The organism is Sphingopyxis solisilvae (assembly GCF_015475875.1).
Lineage (GTDB): Bacteria > Pseudomonadota > Alphaproteobacteria > Sphingomonadales > Sphingomonadaceae > Sphingopyxis > Sphingopyxis solisilvae.
In genome coordinates, this window is sequence record NZ_JADKYM010000005.1 from 24,448 (window position 1) to 41,148 (window position 16,701).

A 16,701-nucleotide genomic window follows, 5' to 3' on the forward strand; every position below is an offset into this window, starting at 1 on the left:
GCAGAATCAAATCTGTCCGTGGCAATGCTTGTATTTGCGGCCCGAACCGCAGGGGCACGGCGCGTTACGGCTGATCTCCAGTGAGGCGTAGGGATTTTCGCCCTCCGGCATGTCGGGCCGCGGGATCTGCATCGGGGGCAGCGTGTTGGCAATCACGCCCAGTCCGCCGCTGTCGATGTCGGCGCTGTTGTCCTCACCCGTGAACGGATCGATGTGCGTGGTCAGGAAATCGGGCAGGTCGGGCAGCGGCATCGGCTCGGGCTCTTCAAAGCGCAGGTCGATGCGTGCGACGGTGCGCGTCACATCCTCGCGGATGTTCGACAGCATGCGCTCAAACAGCGCAAAGGCTTCCTGCTTATACTCGTTGATCGGCTGTTTCTGGGCATAAGCGCGCAGGAAGATCGCCTGACGCAGCGCGTCAAGCGTCGCCAGATGGTCCTTCCAGTGATGGTCGAGCGTCTGGAGCAGGACCGATTTTTCGATGCCCTTCCACGTATCCGGATCGACCGTCGCCGCCTTTTCGGCGGCGGTCGCGTCGGCCATCGCCTGAAGCCGTTCCTCGAAGATTTCGGGATCGACCGCGTCTTCCTGCATCCAGTCGTCGATCGGCGGGTTGAGGTCGAGGATATTGGCGACGCGTTCCTTCATCGTTTCGATATCCCATTGTTCGGGATAGCTGCCCGGCGGGCAGGCGTCGGCGACGATGGCGTTGACCGTTTCGGCGCGCATTGCTGTCATCACCTCGTCAACCGTCTCGCTGTCGATGATTTCGCCGCGCTGTTCGTAAATGACCTTGCGCTGGTCATTCATGACATTGTCATATTCGACGACCTGCTTGCGGATATCGTAATTGCGCGCCTCGACCTTCTTTTGCGCGGTCTCGATCGCTTTCGACAGCCACTTCGACCCGATCGCCTCGCCATCCTCCAAGTTCTTGTTCATCATCTTGGAAAACAGCGTGTCGGGACCGAAGATGCGCAGCAGATCGTCGTCGAGACACAGGTAGAATTTCGACAGGCCGGGGTCGCCCTGACGCCCCGAACGACCGCGCAGCTGGTTGTCGATACGACGGCTTTCATGGCGTTCGGTAGCGAGCACGAACAGCCCGCCCGCGGCCTTCACCGCCTCGCGCTCGGCCGCGACCTCAGCCTTGATCCGCTCGACCGCGGCGTCGCGCTCGGGGCCGGCGGGCATGTCCTTGAGCTCGTCGTCGATGCGGAATTCTTCATTACCGCCCAATTTGATGTCGGTACCGCGGCCCGCCATGTTCGTCGCGATGGTCACCGCGCCGCTGCGGCCGGCCTGCGCGACGATATGCGCCTCGCTTTCGTGGAAACGCGCGTTGAGGACGCTGTGCGCCACCCCTTCCTTTTCGAGGAAGGACGAGAGCAGCTCGGACTTTTCGATCGATACGGTGCCCACGAGCACCGGCTGGCCGCGTTCGTTGGCCTCGCGGATCGTCTTGGCGATCGCGCCGAACTTGTCGGTGATATTTTTGTAAAACTCGTCTTCCTCGTCGATCCGCGCGATCGGACGGTTCGTGGGAATGGTGACGACGTTCATCTTGTAGATGTCGAAAAATTCGGCGGCTTCGGTCGCCGCGGTGCCAGTCATCCCCGAAAGCTTGGGGTACATGCGGAAATAATTCTGGAAAGTGATCGAGGCGAGGGTCTGGTTCTCGGGTTCGATCTGCACGCCTTCCTTCGCCTCGACCGCCTGGTGCAGGCCGTCGGACCAGCGGCGCCCGTCCATCATGCGGCCGGTAAATTCGTCGATGATGACGACCTTGCCGTCCTTGACGATATAATCGGTGTCGATGCGGAACATCTGGATCGCTTTCAGCGCCTGGTTGACGTGATGGACGACCTGGGTGTTTTCGATGTCGTACAGGTTGCTGCCCTGGAGCAGCCCGGCATCCTCGAGCAGCCGCTCGACATGCTCGGTACCTTCCTCGGTCAGGCTGATCGATTTGGACTTTTCGTCCTTCTCATAATCCTCGTCGGTCAGCTGCAGGACGACATCGTTGACGCGGATATAAAGTTCCGACTTGTCGTCGGTCGGACCGGAGATGATCAGCGGGGTGCGCGCTTCGTCGATCAGGATCGAATCGACCTCGTCGACGATGCCGAAATTGAACGGCCGGTGGACCATCTGCTGGCGGTCGAACTTCATATTGTCGCGCAGATAATCGAACCCCAGCTCGTTGTTCGTGGCATAGGTGATGTCGCTGTTATAGGCGTCGCGGCGTTGTATCTCGTTCAGATTGGGTACGATGATTCCGGTCGTCAGACCCAGGAAGCCATAGACGGCCCCCATCCATTCGGCGTCGCGGCGGGCGAGATAGTCGTTCACCGTCACGACGTGGACGCCCTTGCCTTCCAATGCGTTGAGGTAGCAGGGCAGCGTCGCCATCAGCGTCTTGCCCTCGCCCGTCGCCATCTCGGCGATCTCGCCGCGATGCAGGACGACGCCGCCGATCATCTGCACGTCGAAATGGCGCATCCCCAGCGTGCGCACCGCCGCCTCGCGCACGGTGGCAAAGGCTTCGGGCAGGATGTCGTCGAGCGTCTCGCCCGCCGCCAGCCGCTCACGGAACTTTGCCGTCTGCGCCTGCAATCCGGCGTCGTCGAGCGCCTGCATCGCAGGCTCGAAAGCGTTGATCTTGTCGACGATCTTGCGGATCGAGTTGACATAACGGTCGTTGGACGAGCCGAACAGGCTCTTGGCAAGGCCGGAGAACATCGAAAATTCCTTGGAAAATATGGAAAAATCGCGGCACTACGGCCGCAGAAAACTTTACCCCGCGATGGGGAAGGCGCGCCACGACGGGCGCGAAAACATTTGTCTATTCGAGCGCGCGGTCGCTGCCGGTCAACAGACCGGGAAGATGCGTGGGCGGCGCCTTGCGCGGCTTGCGGTCCGACGGACCGCTGCTGCTCCGCCGGGTCGGCGCGGTTGCAGTCGGGCGCCGCTCGGCGTCGCCGGCTTCGGCCTGCCCGGCTTTGTCGGCAAGCAGGACGAGCGACCCCATCGCCACCGGAACGGCAGGCGCGGCCGCGGCCCGGTCGGCTGTCGCCAGACCGGTCAGCAAAGCCAAAAGGGTCAGCAGTAACCGCAAGTAGAGCCCCTGTTATCGTCCGGAGCGGAAATATTGCACCCCGTTCCCTGAACATAGGGTGAAAGCGGCGTTCCGTCTAGGGGGCGCGGTCCGTGCGGAACCGGGCAATTGGCTGCACAGTCAGCCTTTGTCGGGGGCACCCTTCCCACTCGTACCCGAGGAAATGGTTGCAAAGCCCCATCCGGTCGGCGGCGCCCATTAGCCCAACTCCGAATTCAGCCCTTTCACTTCAATCAAAAAGCTTTTCGGTTTCTTGAACAACTTGCTCTTGTGATTGACCCTGAGCCCGACGACTTCGGCCAGTTCCATCACGAAATGGACGCAATTGCGCTTATTCAGACTGTAGCTCGGCTGTTCGCGGTCGCGCCATTCGGCGACCTTGGCCATCAGCCGCGCATAGGTCGCATCGTCGATCGTCACGTCGAACTGGCGGTCGCTCTTGGCAATATAGTCGGGCTTCGACGTCTGCACCTCGCCTTTCACCGATCCCAGCAGGATCGCCGGGCCGACCGAGGTGGCGGTGAAACCGTAATTGGCGTCGATCACCTCGCCCGTTGCATCGAGCCGTCCCTTCAAGACGATGAACGCGTGCGGGAAGCGGTCGCCGAAATCATGGCTGTAAAAGCTGACCACCACCTCGGCGCGTGCCGGGGCAGTCAGTCCGGCGCAAAAGAGCAACAGGAACAGGAGGATCAGGCGGAGGCCGCGGGTCATTGCCGCTCTCTTAGCCAGCGGCACACGGCCTTGCCAAGCCGCGATTGCTGCTTGACCCCGACATCGACTTTGCATCAAGTCGAACTGACAAGGATGTAAGGAGGGGGCATGGCGCGGAAGGCAATATTTATCACCGGCGGCGGGTCGGGCATCGGCCGCGCCGTCGCGCGCCACTTTGCCGGGCAAGGCTGGTTTGTCGGCATCGCCGATGTCAATGCACAGGGGATCGACGAAACCGCCGCGCTGCTTCCCGATGGTGCCTCGTCGCGCCACGTGATGGACGTCCGCGACCGCGATCAATGGGCCGCCGCGCTCGACGCCTTTGCGGCGCAAAGCGGCGGGCGGCTCGACGTCCTGTTCAACAACGCCGGGATCGGATCGGGCGGGCAGTTTGCCGACATGCCGCCCGAAGAAGCCGACCGGCTGATCGCGATCAATTTCGGCGGGGTGGTCAACGGCATTTATAGCGCGTTGCCGCTGCTGCGCGCGACGCCGGGGTCGGCCATTCTCAACACCGGCTCCGCATCGGGCTTTTACGGGGTGGGCGGTCTGGCGGTCTATTCGGCAACCAAATTTGCCGTCCGCGGGCTGACCGAAGGACTCGAGATCGAATTTGCCAAATATGGCATCAAGGTCCGTTCGCTGATGCCGGGTTTCATCGACACCCCGCTGCTCGACCAGGTGAGCGCCGACAGCAACGAACCCGCGCGCAACCGCCTGTCGGCCAGCGGGTTCGAAATTTCGCCGGTCGAGGATGTCGCGCGCGCCGCCTGGGAAGCCGTCCACGGGACGCGCGTCCATGTTCCGGTGGGCAAGATGGCACGGCGGCTGGCGCGGCTCGCGCGCTGGTTTCCCGGCCTTATCGCCCGCCAGTCGAAAAAGGTCGACGGGTTGGGGGCGGCGACGCCCTGACGCGGGACGACCGCTACCCGATCATTTCCCTGTCCCGCACGATACCGATCCGGTGCCGATGTTGCGCACGGTGCAGACCGGCCTGCCACGCACAACCGTCTTTCCGACGCCGCGCGCCGTGACCGACGCGGTTTTCAGAGCGTGGAGACGATGCTCGCCCGCGCCTTCGCCGTCAAAGACCAGCGCGTCGATAGCCAGCGCGTCGGCATCGAACAGACCCGCACCCGACAGTGTCATCTGCGCCTGTTTGGTCGTGCCCGCCAATGTCATTGTGCCGTTGCCGATCATTGCCACCGACAGGCGATCGCTCTCGACCTTGCCGACCGACAGCGTCCCTGGCCCACGCAGGCCAATCGTGACGCGATTGCCTTTCATTCGGTCGATGCGCAACGATCCCGCCCCACCCATCGTTGCCGACCGCAGATTGGCGGCGTTGATGCGGATCGTCACCGCCCCGCGCGGCGCCCGGCGGCTTTCATCCCCCGCGAACCGGCGCTCGCCGATGACGAGGCGTCCGTCGCGCGCCTCTATGCTCAGCCGGTCGAGCGCGTCCTGCGGCCCCGTCGCCACGGCACCGACCGGTGCGCGCGTGGTCACCTCGATCGCATAATCGGCGTTGACCTCGATCGCGTCGAAGCCGGTCAGCCCGAAGCGCTTTTCGGCGGCAATCGCCGGAGTTGTGGCGATCAGGGCGGCAGCCGCCAGCGTGGCGGCGCGAAGATAGGTAATCATGGTGCCGCCATAACCCGTCCGGGCGGACGGCACCAGCATTGCCCTATTTGCAGGTGACCGTTCCCGATCCAACCTTGCGCGATGCGCACTTCGCCCCGCCGCCCAAGGTAACGTCGCCCGACCCCAGGATGCTCACATCGGCGTTGCCGGTTGCCTGGCTATCGACATTGCCCGAACCGGTGACCGACACATCCAGCGTCCGCGCCACCAGCCCTTCGGCGTCGATGTCGCCCGATCCGGTCACGCTATATTTGCCGTTGTCGATACGGCCGCCGGCAATCTCGATATCGCCCGAACCCGACACGCTCAGTTTTGCGGTCTTGCCGGTCATGCTGGCGATCTTGAGATCACCCGAACCGGTCAGTACCGCCTCGACCGCATCGCCATCGATACTGTCGGCATCGACCGATCCTGATCCGGTCAGGCGGACCGCCGCCAACCGCGGCAAGGTGATCGTGATGGCGATCTTGTCGTTGCCGCGATTGGAAAAGCTGAACCCCTCGCGTTTGCGACCGATCGACAGCGTGTCGCCGTCCATATCGACCTCAAGCTCATCGAGCGCCGACTGCGGTCCTTTGGCACTGATCGAAAACGCATCGCCGCGGCGGATGGTAACATCGTCGGGACCGGTCACCTTGACGCCGGTGAAGCCGGTAAAGGCAAAGTTTCGGATGGCGACCGCGGCGTTGTCAGCCGCGCGCGTGTTTTCTGACCGGCCGCGCGGTTCGCTTTCCTGACGTTCGGCGGCAGTGCACGCGGCAACTGTCATCGCCAGAGCGAGCGGCGCTATCGCCATTGTTCTGTTTCGCATCGCAAATCTCCTCTGTGTATTGCCTTTATAATACACGTCCGGAAGACTGTCCACCCGTATCGATCCCACGCCATTTTGTCGCCACCTTCGGCGCGCAGGGGCAGCTTTTGCGATGACGACCGGAAAGCCTGACCATGAGCGTAGCGTTTCGCCGCGAGAGCGACGACGAGCATAAGGAACCCGAGTTCGAGCTACCGATCGCGGTCGGCCCGAACTGGGTGACGCCGCGCGGGCTGCGGCTCCTTCAAGAAGAAGTCGCACGGCTCGACGACCAGCTTACCGAAACCACCGACGAAGAGGCGCGCAAGAAATTGCAGCGCCGCCTGCGATATTTCCACACACGGCAAGCCACGGCCGAGGTACAGGTGCCGCCAGCGAACGGCAGCATTGGCATCGGCAGCCGCGTGACCTATCGACTCAACAACGCCGAAAAGACGATTACCATCGTCGGCGGCGACGAGGCCGATCCGGCGCTGGGATGTGTCGCCTTTTCGGCCCCGCTCGCCCGCGCGCTGATGGGGGCGGAGGCAGGCGAGAGTGTCGAATATCGGGGCCGCGAGGACGCGGTCGCGATCCTTGCGGTCGAAATCGATCCGGAGACGCAGGCATGAAGGACAAGTTCGAGCGCCACAAACAGCCGTGGACCGCGGCCGAAATCGACAAGCTGCACACCCTCACCAAAAAGGGCATGGCGCTCAAAGCCATCGCCAAGGCGCTGACGCGCAGCGAGGAATCGGTGAAGGCTCGCGCCAAGGCCGACGGCCTGTCGATCGCCAGGCTGCACTGAGCCGCGATGTCCGCAACCGAATTTGACGCCATCGTGCTGGGTGCCGGCGCTGCCGGGCTGATGTGCGCCGCAGTTGCGGGACAGCGCGGGCGGCGCGTGTTGCTGCTCGACCACGCCGATCAGGTGGGCAAGAAAATCCTGATTTCGGGCGGCGGGCGCTGTAACTTCACCAATGTGAACACCGCACCCGATCGCTTCCTATCGGCGAACCCGCATTTCGCCAAATCGGCGCTCGCACGCTACACTCCCGCCGATTTCATCGCGATGGTCGAGCGCCATGGCATCGCCTATCACGAAAAGACGCTCGGCCAGCTGTTCTGCGACGGATCGGCAAAACAGATTGTTGCCATGCTGCTGGACGAGTGCGCGAAAGGGCGAGTCGATGTCCGCACCGGTCAACCGGTGAGCGATGTAACGCACGCCGACGGCAATTTCACCGTCCGCTTCGGCGACCAGAATTTCAGCGCCCCGGCACTGGTGATCGCCACCGGCGGCCCGTCGATCCCCAAGATGGGCGCGACCGGTTTCGCCTATGATCTCGCGCGCCAGTTCGGGCTCAAGGTCGTCGAGCCGCGCCCCGCGCTCGTGCCGCTGACGCTTGGCGGCGACGATGTGCTGTTCCGCGAGCTTTCCGGCATCGCTGCGCCGGTGGAGGCGCACGCGGGCAAGGCGGCTTTCCGCGAAGCCGCCCTGTTCACGCATAAAGGTCTTTCCGGCCCCGCGATCCTGCAAGTCAGCAGCTATTGGCGCCACGGCGAGCCGGTGACGATCGACTTCCTCCCCGATGCACCGCAGGGCTGGCTCCTCGATGCCAAGCGCGCACGGGCACGCGCCACACTGCGCACCGTACTCGGCGCGATGCTCCCCGACCGTCTCGCCGAAACGCTCGCCGAGCGGCTTGCGCTGCCCGGCGAACTCGGTGCGCAGGCCGACCGCAAGCTCGCCGAGGCCGAGTCGAGGCTGGCGAAGTGGATTTTCCGCCCGAATGGCACCGAAGGCTTCGCCAAAGCCGAGGTCACCGTCGGCGGAATTTCGACCGCCAGCCTGTCATCGCAAACAATGGTGGCCAAAACCGTTCCAAACCTCTATGCGGTTGGCGAGGCCGTAGATGTCACAGGGTGGTTAGGCGGCTATAATTTTCAATGGGCCTGGGCAAGCGGACACGCTGCCGGACAGGTGATTTAAGCCCATTGAGCCCCTTTCTACTGGCCCGCCACCGCACCGGTGGCCGCCTATGCTATTGAGATAATAATGACTTTCGAAAATCTTGTCCCCGTCCTTTCGGACGCCCTCGTCGCGCGTGGCTATGAGGCGCTGACCCCCGTCCAGACCCATGTGACCGAGACAGAGGCCAAGGGCCGCGACCTGCTCGTCTCCGCCCAGACCGGGTCGGGCAAGACCGTCGCCTTCGGCCTCGCCATGGCCGACGAGCTGATCGAGGACGGGCGCCTGCCCTTCGCGACCTCGCCGCTGGCGCTGATCATCGCCCCCACCCGCGAACTCGCGCTGCAGGTCAGCCGCGAACTCGCCTGGCTGTACGGCAAGGCCGGGGTGCGCATCGCCACCTGTGTCGGCGGCATGGACGCCAGCAAGGAACGCCGCGCACTGAACCAGGGCGTGCAGATCGTCGTCGGCACTCCGGGGCGCCTGCGCGATCACCTCGAACGCGGTGCGCTCGACCTCACCGCGCTGCGTGTCGCGGTGCTCGACGAGGCGGACGAGATGCTCGACATGGGCTTTCGCGACGATCTGGAGGAAATCCTCGACGCCACCCCCGAAACGCGCCGCACGCTCCTATTTTCGGCGACGCTTCCCAAACCGATCGTCCAGCTCGCCAAGCGCTACCAGCGCGACGCGCTACGCATCTCGACCGTCGGTGAAGATCGCGGCCATGGCGACATCGCCTATCAGGCGGTGACCGTTGCCCCCGCCGACATCGAGGGCGCGGTGATCAACCTGCTGCGCCTGCACGAAGCCGAAACCGCGATGCTGTTCTGCGCGACGCGCGACAATGTCCGCCGCCTGCACGCCAGCTTGGTCGAACGCGGTTTCGCTGCGGTCGCGCTGTCGGGCGAGCATAGCCAGAACGAGCGCAACCACGCCCTGCAGGCGCTGCGCGATCGCCGGGCGCGCGTCTGCGTAGCGACCGACGTCGCCGCGCGCGGCATCGATCTGCCGACGCTCAGTCTGGTGATTCACGTCGAAATTCCGCGCGACGCCGAAGCACTCCAGCATAGATCGGGCCGTACCGGCCGCGCGGGCAAAAAGGGCACCGCGGTCATCATCGTCCCCTATCCGCGCCGCCGCCGCGTCGACGGCATGCTGCGCGGCGCGCGGATCGAGGCCGAGTGGATGGATGCGCCGACCGCCGCCGACGTGCGCGCGCGCGACCAGGAACGGCTGATGGAAAAATTGCTCACGCCACAGGAGCATGAGCCCGAGGATCTGGAGCTTGCGCAGCGACTGATGGCCGAGCGCAGCCCCGAAGACATCGCCGCATCGCTGGTCCGCTCGCACCGCGCGCTGATGCCGCCGCCCGAGGATCTGATCGACAATGGCCCGCGCGGCCGTGACGCCGCCGGCCGTCCCGAGCGCGGCGAACGCTTCGAACGCCCCGAACGCGGCGGCGACCGTCGCGAGGGGTTCGAGGATGCCGTCTGGTTCCGCCTCAACATCGGCCGCCACCAGAATGCCGATCCGCGCTGGATCCTGCCTTTGCTCTGCCGCCGCGGCCATGTGAGCAAGAACGAGATCGGTGCGATCCGCATTGGGCCGAAGGAAACGATGTTCAACATTCCCCGCGCCATCGCCGACCGCTTTGCCGAGGCCGTGGTGCGCACCGCCAATCAGGACGGCGAGGACGACAGCGGCGTCGCGATCACCCCCGCGCCCGACGGCCCGACCTATCCGCCGCGCCGCGACAAGAGCGGTAGTGCGGGCGACCGCTCCCCGCGCGCGACGCTGGGCCGCGCCCCCGGCGGCGACCGTGCGGGGCCGCGCGGCGTGCGCGCGCCCGGCGGTCCGGGCGGCAACGATCGCTACAAGCCCAAACCCTATGGTCAGCGCAGCCCGCGTCGTCCGAAGTAGATAAAGGAACCAATACCCTCCCCTTGGGGGAGGGGCTTTTGTCACGCCTTCAACCGCTCCGCATGCCAGGCGACATGCTCGGCCATGAAGGTCGAGATGAAATAATAGCTGTGGTCGTAACCCGGCTGCATGCGGATCTCGGCCTTTTGCCCCGCGCGTTCGCACGCCGCGACCAGCAATTCGGTCTTCAGCTGTTCCGCCAGGAAATTGTCGGCCTTGCCCTGATCGACGAGCAGGTCGGGGACGCGCAGCCCCTGGTCGAGCAGCGCGCACGCATCATAGGCCTGCCATTCCTCGCGGTCGGCACCCAGATAGCCGGTCAGCGCCTTTTCGCCCCACGGGCATTGCGTCGGCGCGACGATCGGCGAAAAGGCCGATACCGAACGAAACCGATCCGGATTGCGCAGGCCGATCGTCAGCGCTCCGTGGCCACCCATCGAATGCCCCGTGATCGCCTGCCGCGTCAGGTCGGCGCTCGGGAAACTGCGCAGGACCAGCGAAGGCAGTTCGTCCTCGATATAGGATCGCATCCGATAATGTTTCGCCCACGGCGCCTCGGTCGCATCGACGTAAAAACCCGCGCCCAGCCCGAAATCCCACGCACCGTCGGGATCATCCGGAACCCCATCGCCCCGCGGTGACGTATCGGGTGCGATGAAGATCATGCCATGTTCGGCACAGGCGGCGCGATATTCGCCCTTTTCCATCACATTGGCGTGGGTGCAGGTCAGCCCCGAAAGATACCAGAGCACCGGAAGGCATGCGCCTTCTTCATGGTCGGGTACGAACACTGCAAAGGTCATGTCGGTGCCGGTGGTGGTGCTGGCATGCTTGTACACGCCCTGCGTGCCGCCGTGGCTGCGAACGGTGGAGAGGTTTTCTAGGGTCATGCGGGTTCCTGAACCGGGATGGGCGCGATGCGGGGACTATGTCCCCAATGACGCAGGAGGTCGAGAATGGCTGCACCGGATAATCCGATCGTTGCGGTGTTGCGCAGCGGATGGACATTCACCCGGTCGGCCGCCGCCAGCCCCTGATCGAGCACCACCGTGATGCTGCCCGGTGCGGCATTGATCGCAGCGAGCGGGGTCACCGATCCCGGCGCGATGCCGAGCAGGCGGTCCATGTCCTCGGCCTTGCCAAAACTGACGCGCTTGCTGCCGATCGCGGCGGGCAGCGCCTTCAGGTCGACGCGCGCCGCCGACGGCACCGTGACCAGCCAAAACGCCCCGCCATTGTCCTTCAGGAACAGGTTCTTCGTATGCTCGCCGGGGATCGCGGCATTCACCGCCTCGCTCTCGGCAACAGTGAATACCGCATCATGCTCATGTGCGGCGAAGGGGATTCCCAGCGTCTTCAGGTCCGCCAGCAACCCCGCTTCGCCGCGCATCGTCGATCTTTCAGCTGCGTTTACAGGCGTTTCAGCGCGCACAGCTTGTTGCCGTCGGGATCGCGCAGATAGGCGAGGTACAGCTTGCCAAAGCCGCCTTCGCGTACGCCCGGTGGGTCTTCGATGCTGGTGCCGCCCGCGGCGACACCGGCGTCATGCCACGCCTTCGCCTGCGCCTCGTCCTCCATCGCGAACCCGATGGTGCAGCCATTGCCCGCGGTCGCCGGCTCCCCGTTGATCGGCGGCGTCACCAGAAACAGCCCGCCATTGTGCATATAGATCAAGCGGCCCTTGTCGTCCTCGATGCCCGGCTTGCCGCCGATCGCCTGAAAGGTCGCGTCATAAAATGCCTTCGCTTTCGCGACGTCGTTCGTGCCGACCATGTTGTGACTGTACATCGCTCTCTCCTGTTTTCGTTGCGAATCGATACCGATCTTGTGCCAGTCTTGTCAGCGGAAGACCACCGTCTTGCGGCCGTCGATCAGCACCCGCTGTTCGGCGACCCAGCGCACCGCCTTCGCCAGCACCTGCGCCTCGACATCGCGGCCGATGCGGATCAGGTCGTCGACGCTATCGCGGTGGTCGACACGTTCGACCGCCTGTTCGATGATCGGCCCCTCGTCGAGGTCGCTGGTGACGAAATGCGCGGTGGCGCCGATCAGCTTGACCCCGCGCTCGTGCGCGCGGTGATAGGGTTTCGCGCCCTTGAACCCGGGCAGGAAGCTGTGATGGATGTTGATGCAGCGCCCCGCCAGTTTCGCCGACAGGTCGGACGACAGCACCTGCATATAGCGCGCGAGTACCAGATATTCGGCGCCGTTGCGCGCCATGACGTCGAGGATGCGCGCCTCCTGCTCGGCGCGGTTCGCATCGCTGACCGGAAAATGGTGGAACGGCACGCCATGCCATTCGCTCAGCCGCCGCTGATGTTCGTGGTTCGACACCACCGCCACAATATCGATCGCGAGATTGCCGGTCGACCAGCGGTGGAGCAGGTCGTTGAGGCAATGGCTGCCCTGCGACACCGCGATGACGAAGCGCGGTTTTGCGGCAGTGTCGCTTATCCGCGCATCCATCGCGAAGCGGTCGACGATCGGCGCGAACGCTGCCTGCACCCCGGCCAAATCGCCCGGAAAGCGCGGTCCGGCGGCGCGAAAGGCGACGCGCATGAAGAAGCGTCCTGAATCGAGGTCGGCATATTGTTGGCTGTCGAGGATGAAGCCGTCATTGTCGGCGAGCAACCCGGTTACGGCGGCGACAATGCCCACCGCATCGACGCAGCTGAAGGTCAGGACATAAGGTCCGGTCAAATGCTTCCTCCCACCCAAACGGGGCTTTCCGACGGCCTCTCCCGTCGGGAGAGGCAACGAGACTTGGCAGCTTGCTGCCTAGTCGCAGTGGTGAGGGGTTCGGCCCGGTCGATGGACCGCAACCCCTCATCCAACTCCGCCTAACCGGCAAAGCCGGTAAGGCTCCATATCCTTCTCCCGCTGGGAGAAGGGAAGAATGTCCTCAATAAACCACCACGCTGCGAATACTTTCCCCCGCGTGCATCAGGTCGAAGCCCTTGTTGATGTCCTCGAGTCCCATGACATGCGTGATCATCGGGTCGATCTCGATCTTGCCGGTCATATACATGTCGACGATCTTGGGCACGTCGGTGCGGCCCTTGGCGCCGCCGAACGCGGTGCCGCGCCAGTTGCGGCCGGTGACGAGCTGGAACGGCCGCGTCGCAATCTCCTTGCCCGCCTCGGCGACGCCGATGATGATCGAGGTGCCCCAGCCGCGGTGGCAGGCTTCGAGTGCAATGCGCATCACCTCGGTATTGCCGGTGGCGTCAAAGGTATAATCGGCGCCGCCGTCGGTCATCGAGACGATCGCGGCAACCGTGTCTTCGCGGCTCATGCCCTTGCTATTGAGGAAGTCGGTCATGCCGAACTTGCGGCCCCATTCCTCGCGCGCGGGGTTGATGTCGACGCCGATGATCTTGTCCGCACCGGCAAGCCGCGCGCCCTGGATCACGTTCAATCCGATGCCGCCCAGACCGAACACGACGACATTGTCGCCAACCTGCACCTTCGCGGTGTTGATGACCGCGCCGACCCCGGTGGTGACGCCGCAGCCGATGTAGCAGCTCGACTGGAACGGCGCGTCCTCGCGGATCTTTGCGACGGCAATCTCGGGAAGCACGGTGAAGTTCGAGAAGGTCGAGCAGCCCATATAGTGGAAGATCGGCTGGCCCTTGTACGAAAAGCGCGTCGTGCCGTCGGGCATCAGCCCCTTGCCCTGCGTCGCGCGGATCGCGGTGCAGAGGTTGGTCTTGCCGCTGAGGCAGCTTTTGCACTGGCGGCATTCGGGGGTGTAGAGCGGGATGACATGGTCGCCGGGCACGACGCTGGTGACGCCCGCGCCCACCTCGCGCACAACGCCCGCGCCTTCATGCCCCAGCACGCTCGGAAAGATGCCCTCGCTGTCGAACCCGTCAAGCGTATAGGCATCGGTGTGGCAAATGCCCGTCGCCATGATCTCTACCAGCACCTCGCCCGCCTTCGGGCCTTCGAGGTCGAGTTCGACGATTTCGAGCGGCTTCTTCGCTTCGAACGCAACGGCGGCGCGGGTCTTCATGGCGGTTCTCCTTCTCGGGCGTCCCAATCAGACAAATGCGGCGGCAATGCAAGATGCGAGGGCCGCTCCCAACTTCGTCATGCTGAACCCGTTTCGGCATCCATGGCCCGGCGCTCGCCAGTCAGGGCGGCGTCAGTGATTTTCTCACACAAAGACACAAAGGCACGAAGATATCGTACCAACCGCGAAGCGGCTTTCCACTGCGACCACGCGACAGGCCGCGCCGAACATGAGCAAATGGGCCTACCGGCCCAAGCCGTCTTCTTCGTGCCTTTGTGTCTTTGTGTGAAACAACAAAAGCACGGCATCCGAGGAAAAGGCAGGCCATGGACCCTGAAACAAGTTCAGCGTGACGAGAACTGAAAAGCGGCACGCCGGCCGACACTCCCCCCCCTTCGTCGCCCTCGAACGAGACACGTGGCTCGTTCGACTTGATCCGGGGTCCATGACTTCAGCGCCGCCGTGGATCCCGGATCAAGTCCGGGATGACGATGAAGACGAGGTTGCGCTCGTCTCGCTCCTCGACCCGCTCCGCCCGCAAGAGGAGCCGATCTGGGCGGTTTATCCGCAGCGGCGGCACCTGCTGCCGAAGGTGCGGCTGCTGATCGACAAATTGCGCGAGGAATTGCCCGCACGGAAGCTCTCCCATTAGATTGTCAGGCTTCTTTTCTGACGAACTGACTCGCAAACCGCGTGTTATACGCATGGAAGTCGCCTTCAGGCGTCACGACAAGTTCCGTTACATTGGAGCGTTGGAAATTGTCTTCGTTAGATGCGTCATCGATTTTAAGGCTTACGGTGACGGCTCCGTCGTCATCTCCGATCAGCTTGTAGTCGTAATCAACCGTTTGACCGAAGCAGACGACTTCGCCTCCTGAAATAATCAACTCGGAATTTGGATCATCTAGGTCAGTCCAATGGCCCTGCATTTGCTTCGGCAGCGATGAACCACGATCAAATTTTTCCATTTGCCTCTCCAACGCGCGTATTCACCGGGTTTCTGAGTGCTATTCAACACTCCACCACACTAACCGCCAGCCCGCCTTTCGACGTTTCCTTATATTTATCGCGCATGTCGCGTCCGGTTTGCAGCATCGTCGCGATCACCGTGTCCAAACTCACCACATGCGTGCCGTCGCCGATCATCGCGATGCGGCTCGCGTCGATCGCCTTGATCGCGCCCATCGCGTTGCGTTCGATGCACGGGATCTGGACGAGGCCTCCAATGGGATCGCAGGTAAGCCCCAGATTATGCTCCATGCCGATCTCGGCGGCATTTTCGACCTGCGCGTTGGTGCCGCCGAGCGCCGCGGTCAGCCCCGCCGCCGCCATCGAACAGGCGACCCCGACCTCGCCCTGGCAGCCGACTTCGGCGCCCGAGATGCTGGCGTTGCGCTTGTAAAGCGCACCGACCGCGCCCGCCGCAAGCAGGAAGGTCCGCACCCCCGCTGCGTCGCCGCGATAGCTGCGCCGATAATAGCGGATCACCGCGGGGATGATCCCCGCCGCGCCGTTGGTCGGTGCGGTGACGACCTTGCCGCCCGCGGCATTTTCCTCGTTCACCGCCATAGCCCACAGGTTGATCCAGTCCATCATCGCGAGCGGATCGGTGAGATTTTGTTCGTGGCGGTTGCGGATGTCGGCGGCGATCTGCGGCGCGCGGCGCTTGACCTTCAGCCCACCGGGGAGAATCCCGGTGCTGCAACAGCCGGCGTCGATCGACGCATCCATCGCGCCCGCGATCGCGTCGAGCCCGGCCTCGACCTCGGCCAATGGGCGATGGACGAGCTCGTTTTCCAGCATCATTTCGGCAAAGCTCTTGCCCGACGCCGCGCCCATGCTCAGCAGGTCGGCGCCCGAGGTGAAGGCGAAGGGGAGTTCGACCTCATCCTCCGCCCCGCGGCTGTTGCGTCCCGCCTCGTCCTCGTCGACCACGAAACCGCCGCCGATCGAGAAATACATTCGCTTCGCCAGGATCTCGCCGTCGGCGTCGCGCGCCGTGAAGCTCACCGCATTGCTATGGAACGGCTGGCGCTGGCGCATCTGGAAATGCAGGTCACGCGCGGGTTGGAAGCGGACGCGTTGGCGCCCGAGCAGATAGAGAAAGCCTTCGCCATTGGCGCGGTCCCAATGCGCAGTGATGGCAGCCAGACTGGTGCTGGCGGGAATCTCGCCCGCCAGCCCCGCGACGATCGCGGTGTCGGCAGCGTGGCCCTTCCCCGTCAGCGCGAGCGAGCCGTAAAGGTCGGCCTCAACATGCGCGGTGCGGCCCAGCATCGCCTGCTCGTCGAGCCAGACGGTGAACCGCCGCGCCGCGACCATCGGGCCGACGGTGTGTGAGCTCGACGGTCCGACACCGATTTTGAAGAGTTCGAAGAGGCTGATTGTCATGACGGCGCCTATAGAGGCGGCGCCGTCAACACGATAGGTACCAGTTCAAATTTCCCTACGGCATCCGTGAAATCCTCCCTGCGGCATAGCCGTGGGGAGGGGGACCATCCGCAGGATGGTGGAGGGGCAGCGAC

The 16,701-nt window shown here is 64.0% G+C and carries 17 protein-coding genes and 1 pseudogene; 6 read left to right on the top strand and 12 right to left on the bottom strand.

All coding sequences use genetic code 11. The features are described from left to right. Positions 1-6: 6 nt before the first annotated feature. From secA to IR187_RS04995, 3 genes are all read right to left on the bottom strand, one after another. The gene (gene secA, locus IR187_RS04985) at positions 7-2,742 is read right to left on the bottom strand and encodes a preprotein translocase subunit SecA (protein ID WP_194953612.1); all 2,736 of its coding nucleotides are present in this window, start codon (positions 2,740-2,742) and stop codon (positions 7-9) included. A 103-nt stretch (positions 2,743-2,845) separates the two neighbouring features. Continuing rightward, a complete protein-coding gene (locus tag IR187_RS04990; RefSeq protein WP_228765561.1) occupies positions 2,846-3,097 on the bottom strand; it encodes a hypothetical protein in 252 nt (83 codons plus the stop codon). A gap of 219 nt (positions 3,098-3,316) precedes the next feature. After that, positions 3,317-3,832, bottom strand: a complete 516-nt coding sequence (locus IR187_RS04995; protein ID WP_194953613.1) for a hypothetical protein — start codon at positions 3,830-3,832, stop codon at positions 3,317-3,319. A gap of 108 nt (positions 3,833-3,940) precedes the next feature. Here IR187_RS04995 and IR187_RS05000 point away from each other — a divergent pair, with 108 nt between their 5' ends. Beyond that, a complete protein-coding gene (locus tag IR187_RS05000) occupies positions 3,941-4,744 on the top strand; it encodes an SDR family oxidoreductase (protein ID WP_194953614.1) in 804 nt (267 codons plus the stop codon). A 21-nt stretch (positions 4,745-4,765) separates the two neighbouring features. On the opposite strand, the gene IR187_RS05005 is transcribed toward IR187_RS05000, so the two are convergent. Together IR187_RS05005 and IR187_RS05010 are read right to left on the bottom strand one after the other, a co-directional pair. Continuing rightward, positions 4,766-5,476 (bottom strand): head GIN domain-containing protein, encoded by a 711-nt coding sequence (locus IR187_RS05005; protein WP_194953615.1) that lies wholly within the window; start codon positions 5,474-5,476, stop codon positions 4,766-4,768. Between the two features lie 43 nt (positions 5,477-5,519). Further along, positions 5,520-6,287, bottom strand: a complete 768-nt coding sequence (locus IR187_RS05010) for a head GIN domain-containing protein (RefSeq protein ID WP_194953616.1) — start codon at positions 6,285-6,287, stop codon at positions 5,520-5,522. Positions 6,288-6,421: 134 nt separating this feature from the next. On the opposite strand from IR187_RS05010, the gene IR187_RS05015 reads away from it, so the two are divergent. The 4 genes from IR187_RS05015 (at position 6,422) to IR187_RS05030 (ending at position 10,161) form a co-directional block, all read left to right on the top strand. After that, on the top strand, positions 6,422-6,898 hold the full coding sequence (locus tag IR187_RS05015) for a GreA/GreB family elongation factor (RefSeq protein WP_194953617.1): 477 nt from the start codon (positions 6,422-6,424) through the stop codon (positions 6,896-6,898). Beyond that, positions 6,895-7,074: a hypothetical protein gene (locus tag IR187_RS05020; protein ID WP_194953618.1), complete on the top strand. Its 180-nt coding sequence runs from the start codon at positions 6,895-6,897 to the stop codon at positions 7,072-7,074. Before IR187_RS05015 ends, IR187_RS05020 begins: the two co-directional genes overlap by 4 nt. A 6-nt stretch (positions 7,075-7,080) precedes the next feature. Further along, positions 7,081-8,259 (top strand): BaiN/RdsA family NAD(P)/FAD-dependent oxidoreductase, encoded by a 1,179-nt coding sequence (locus IR187_RS05025; protein WP_194953619.1) that lies wholly within the window; start codon positions 7,081-7,083, stop codon positions 8,257-8,259. Positions 8,260-8,325: 66 nt separating this feature from the next. Beyond that, a complete protein-coding gene (locus IR187_RS05030; protein WP_194953620.1) occupies positions 8,326-10,161 on the top strand; it encodes a DEAD/DEAH box helicase in 1,836 nt (611 codons plus the stop codon). A 41-nt stretch (positions 10,162-10,202) separates the two neighbouring features. On the opposite strand, the gene fghA is transcribed toward IR187_RS05030, so the two are convergent. From fghA to IR187_RS05055, 5 genes are all read right to left on the bottom strand, one after another. After that, a complete protein-coding gene (gene fghA / locus IR187_RS05035) occupies positions 10,203-11,051 on the bottom strand; it encodes an S-formylglutathione hydrolase (RefSeq protein ID WP_194953621.1) in 849 nt (282 codons plus the stop codon). Next, a complete protein-coding gene (locus IR187_RS05040; protein WP_194953622.1) occupies positions 11,048-11,551 on the bottom strand; it encodes a prolyl-tRNA synthetase associated domain-containing protein in 504 nt (167 codons plus the stop codon). The genes fghA and IR187_RS05040 overlap by 4 nt, the downstream gene beginning before the upstream one ends. A gap of 20 nt (positions 11,552-11,571) precedes the next feature. Further along, a complete protein-coding gene (locus IR187_RS05045; RefSeq protein WP_120217120.1) occupies positions 11,572-11,949 on the bottom strand; it encodes a VOC family protein in 378 nt (125 codons plus the stop codon). A gap of 51 nt (positions 11,950-12,000) precedes the next feature. Next, the gene (gene purU, locus IR187_RS05050) at positions 12,001-12,861 is read right to left on the bottom strand and encodes a formyltetrahydrofolate deformylase (RefSeq protein WP_194953623.1); all 861 of its coding nucleotides are present in this window, start codon (positions 12,859-12,861) and stop codon (positions 12,001-12,003) included. A gap of 202 nt (positions 12,862-13,063) precedes the next feature. Further along, positions 13,064-14,176, bottom strand: a complete 1,113-nt coding sequence (locus IR187_RS05055) for an S-(hydroxymethyl)glutathione dehydrogenase/class III alcohol dehydrogenase (protein ID WP_194953624.1) — start codon at positions 14,174-14,176, stop codon at positions 13,064-13,066. A gap of 508 nt (positions 14,177-14,684) precedes the next feature. On the opposite strand from IR187_RS05055, the pseudogene IR187_RS05060 reads away from it, so the two are divergent. Further along, positions 14,685-14,828: pseudogene (locus IR187_RS05060) on the top strand (LysR family transcriptional regulator); the annotation flags it as partial. Between the two features lie 4 nt (positions 14,829-14,832). On the opposite strand, the gene IR187_RS05065 reads toward IR187_RS05060, so the two are convergent. Further along, complete coding sequence (locus IR187_RS05065; RefSeq protein WP_228765562.1) at positions 14,833-15,144, bottom strand: hypothetical protein; 312 nt, start codon at positions 15,142-15,144, stop codon at positions 14,833-14,835. Between the two features lie 43 nt (positions 15,145-15,187). Further along, positions 15,188-16,567 carry an L-serine ammonia-lyase gene (locus tag IR187_RS05070; protein WP_194953625.1) on the bottom strand — a complete coding sequence of 460 codons (1,380 nt, stop codon included), beginning with the start codon at positions 16,565-16,567 and terminating at the stop codon, positions 15,188-15,190. Positions 16,568-16,701: the final 134 nt, after the last annotated feature.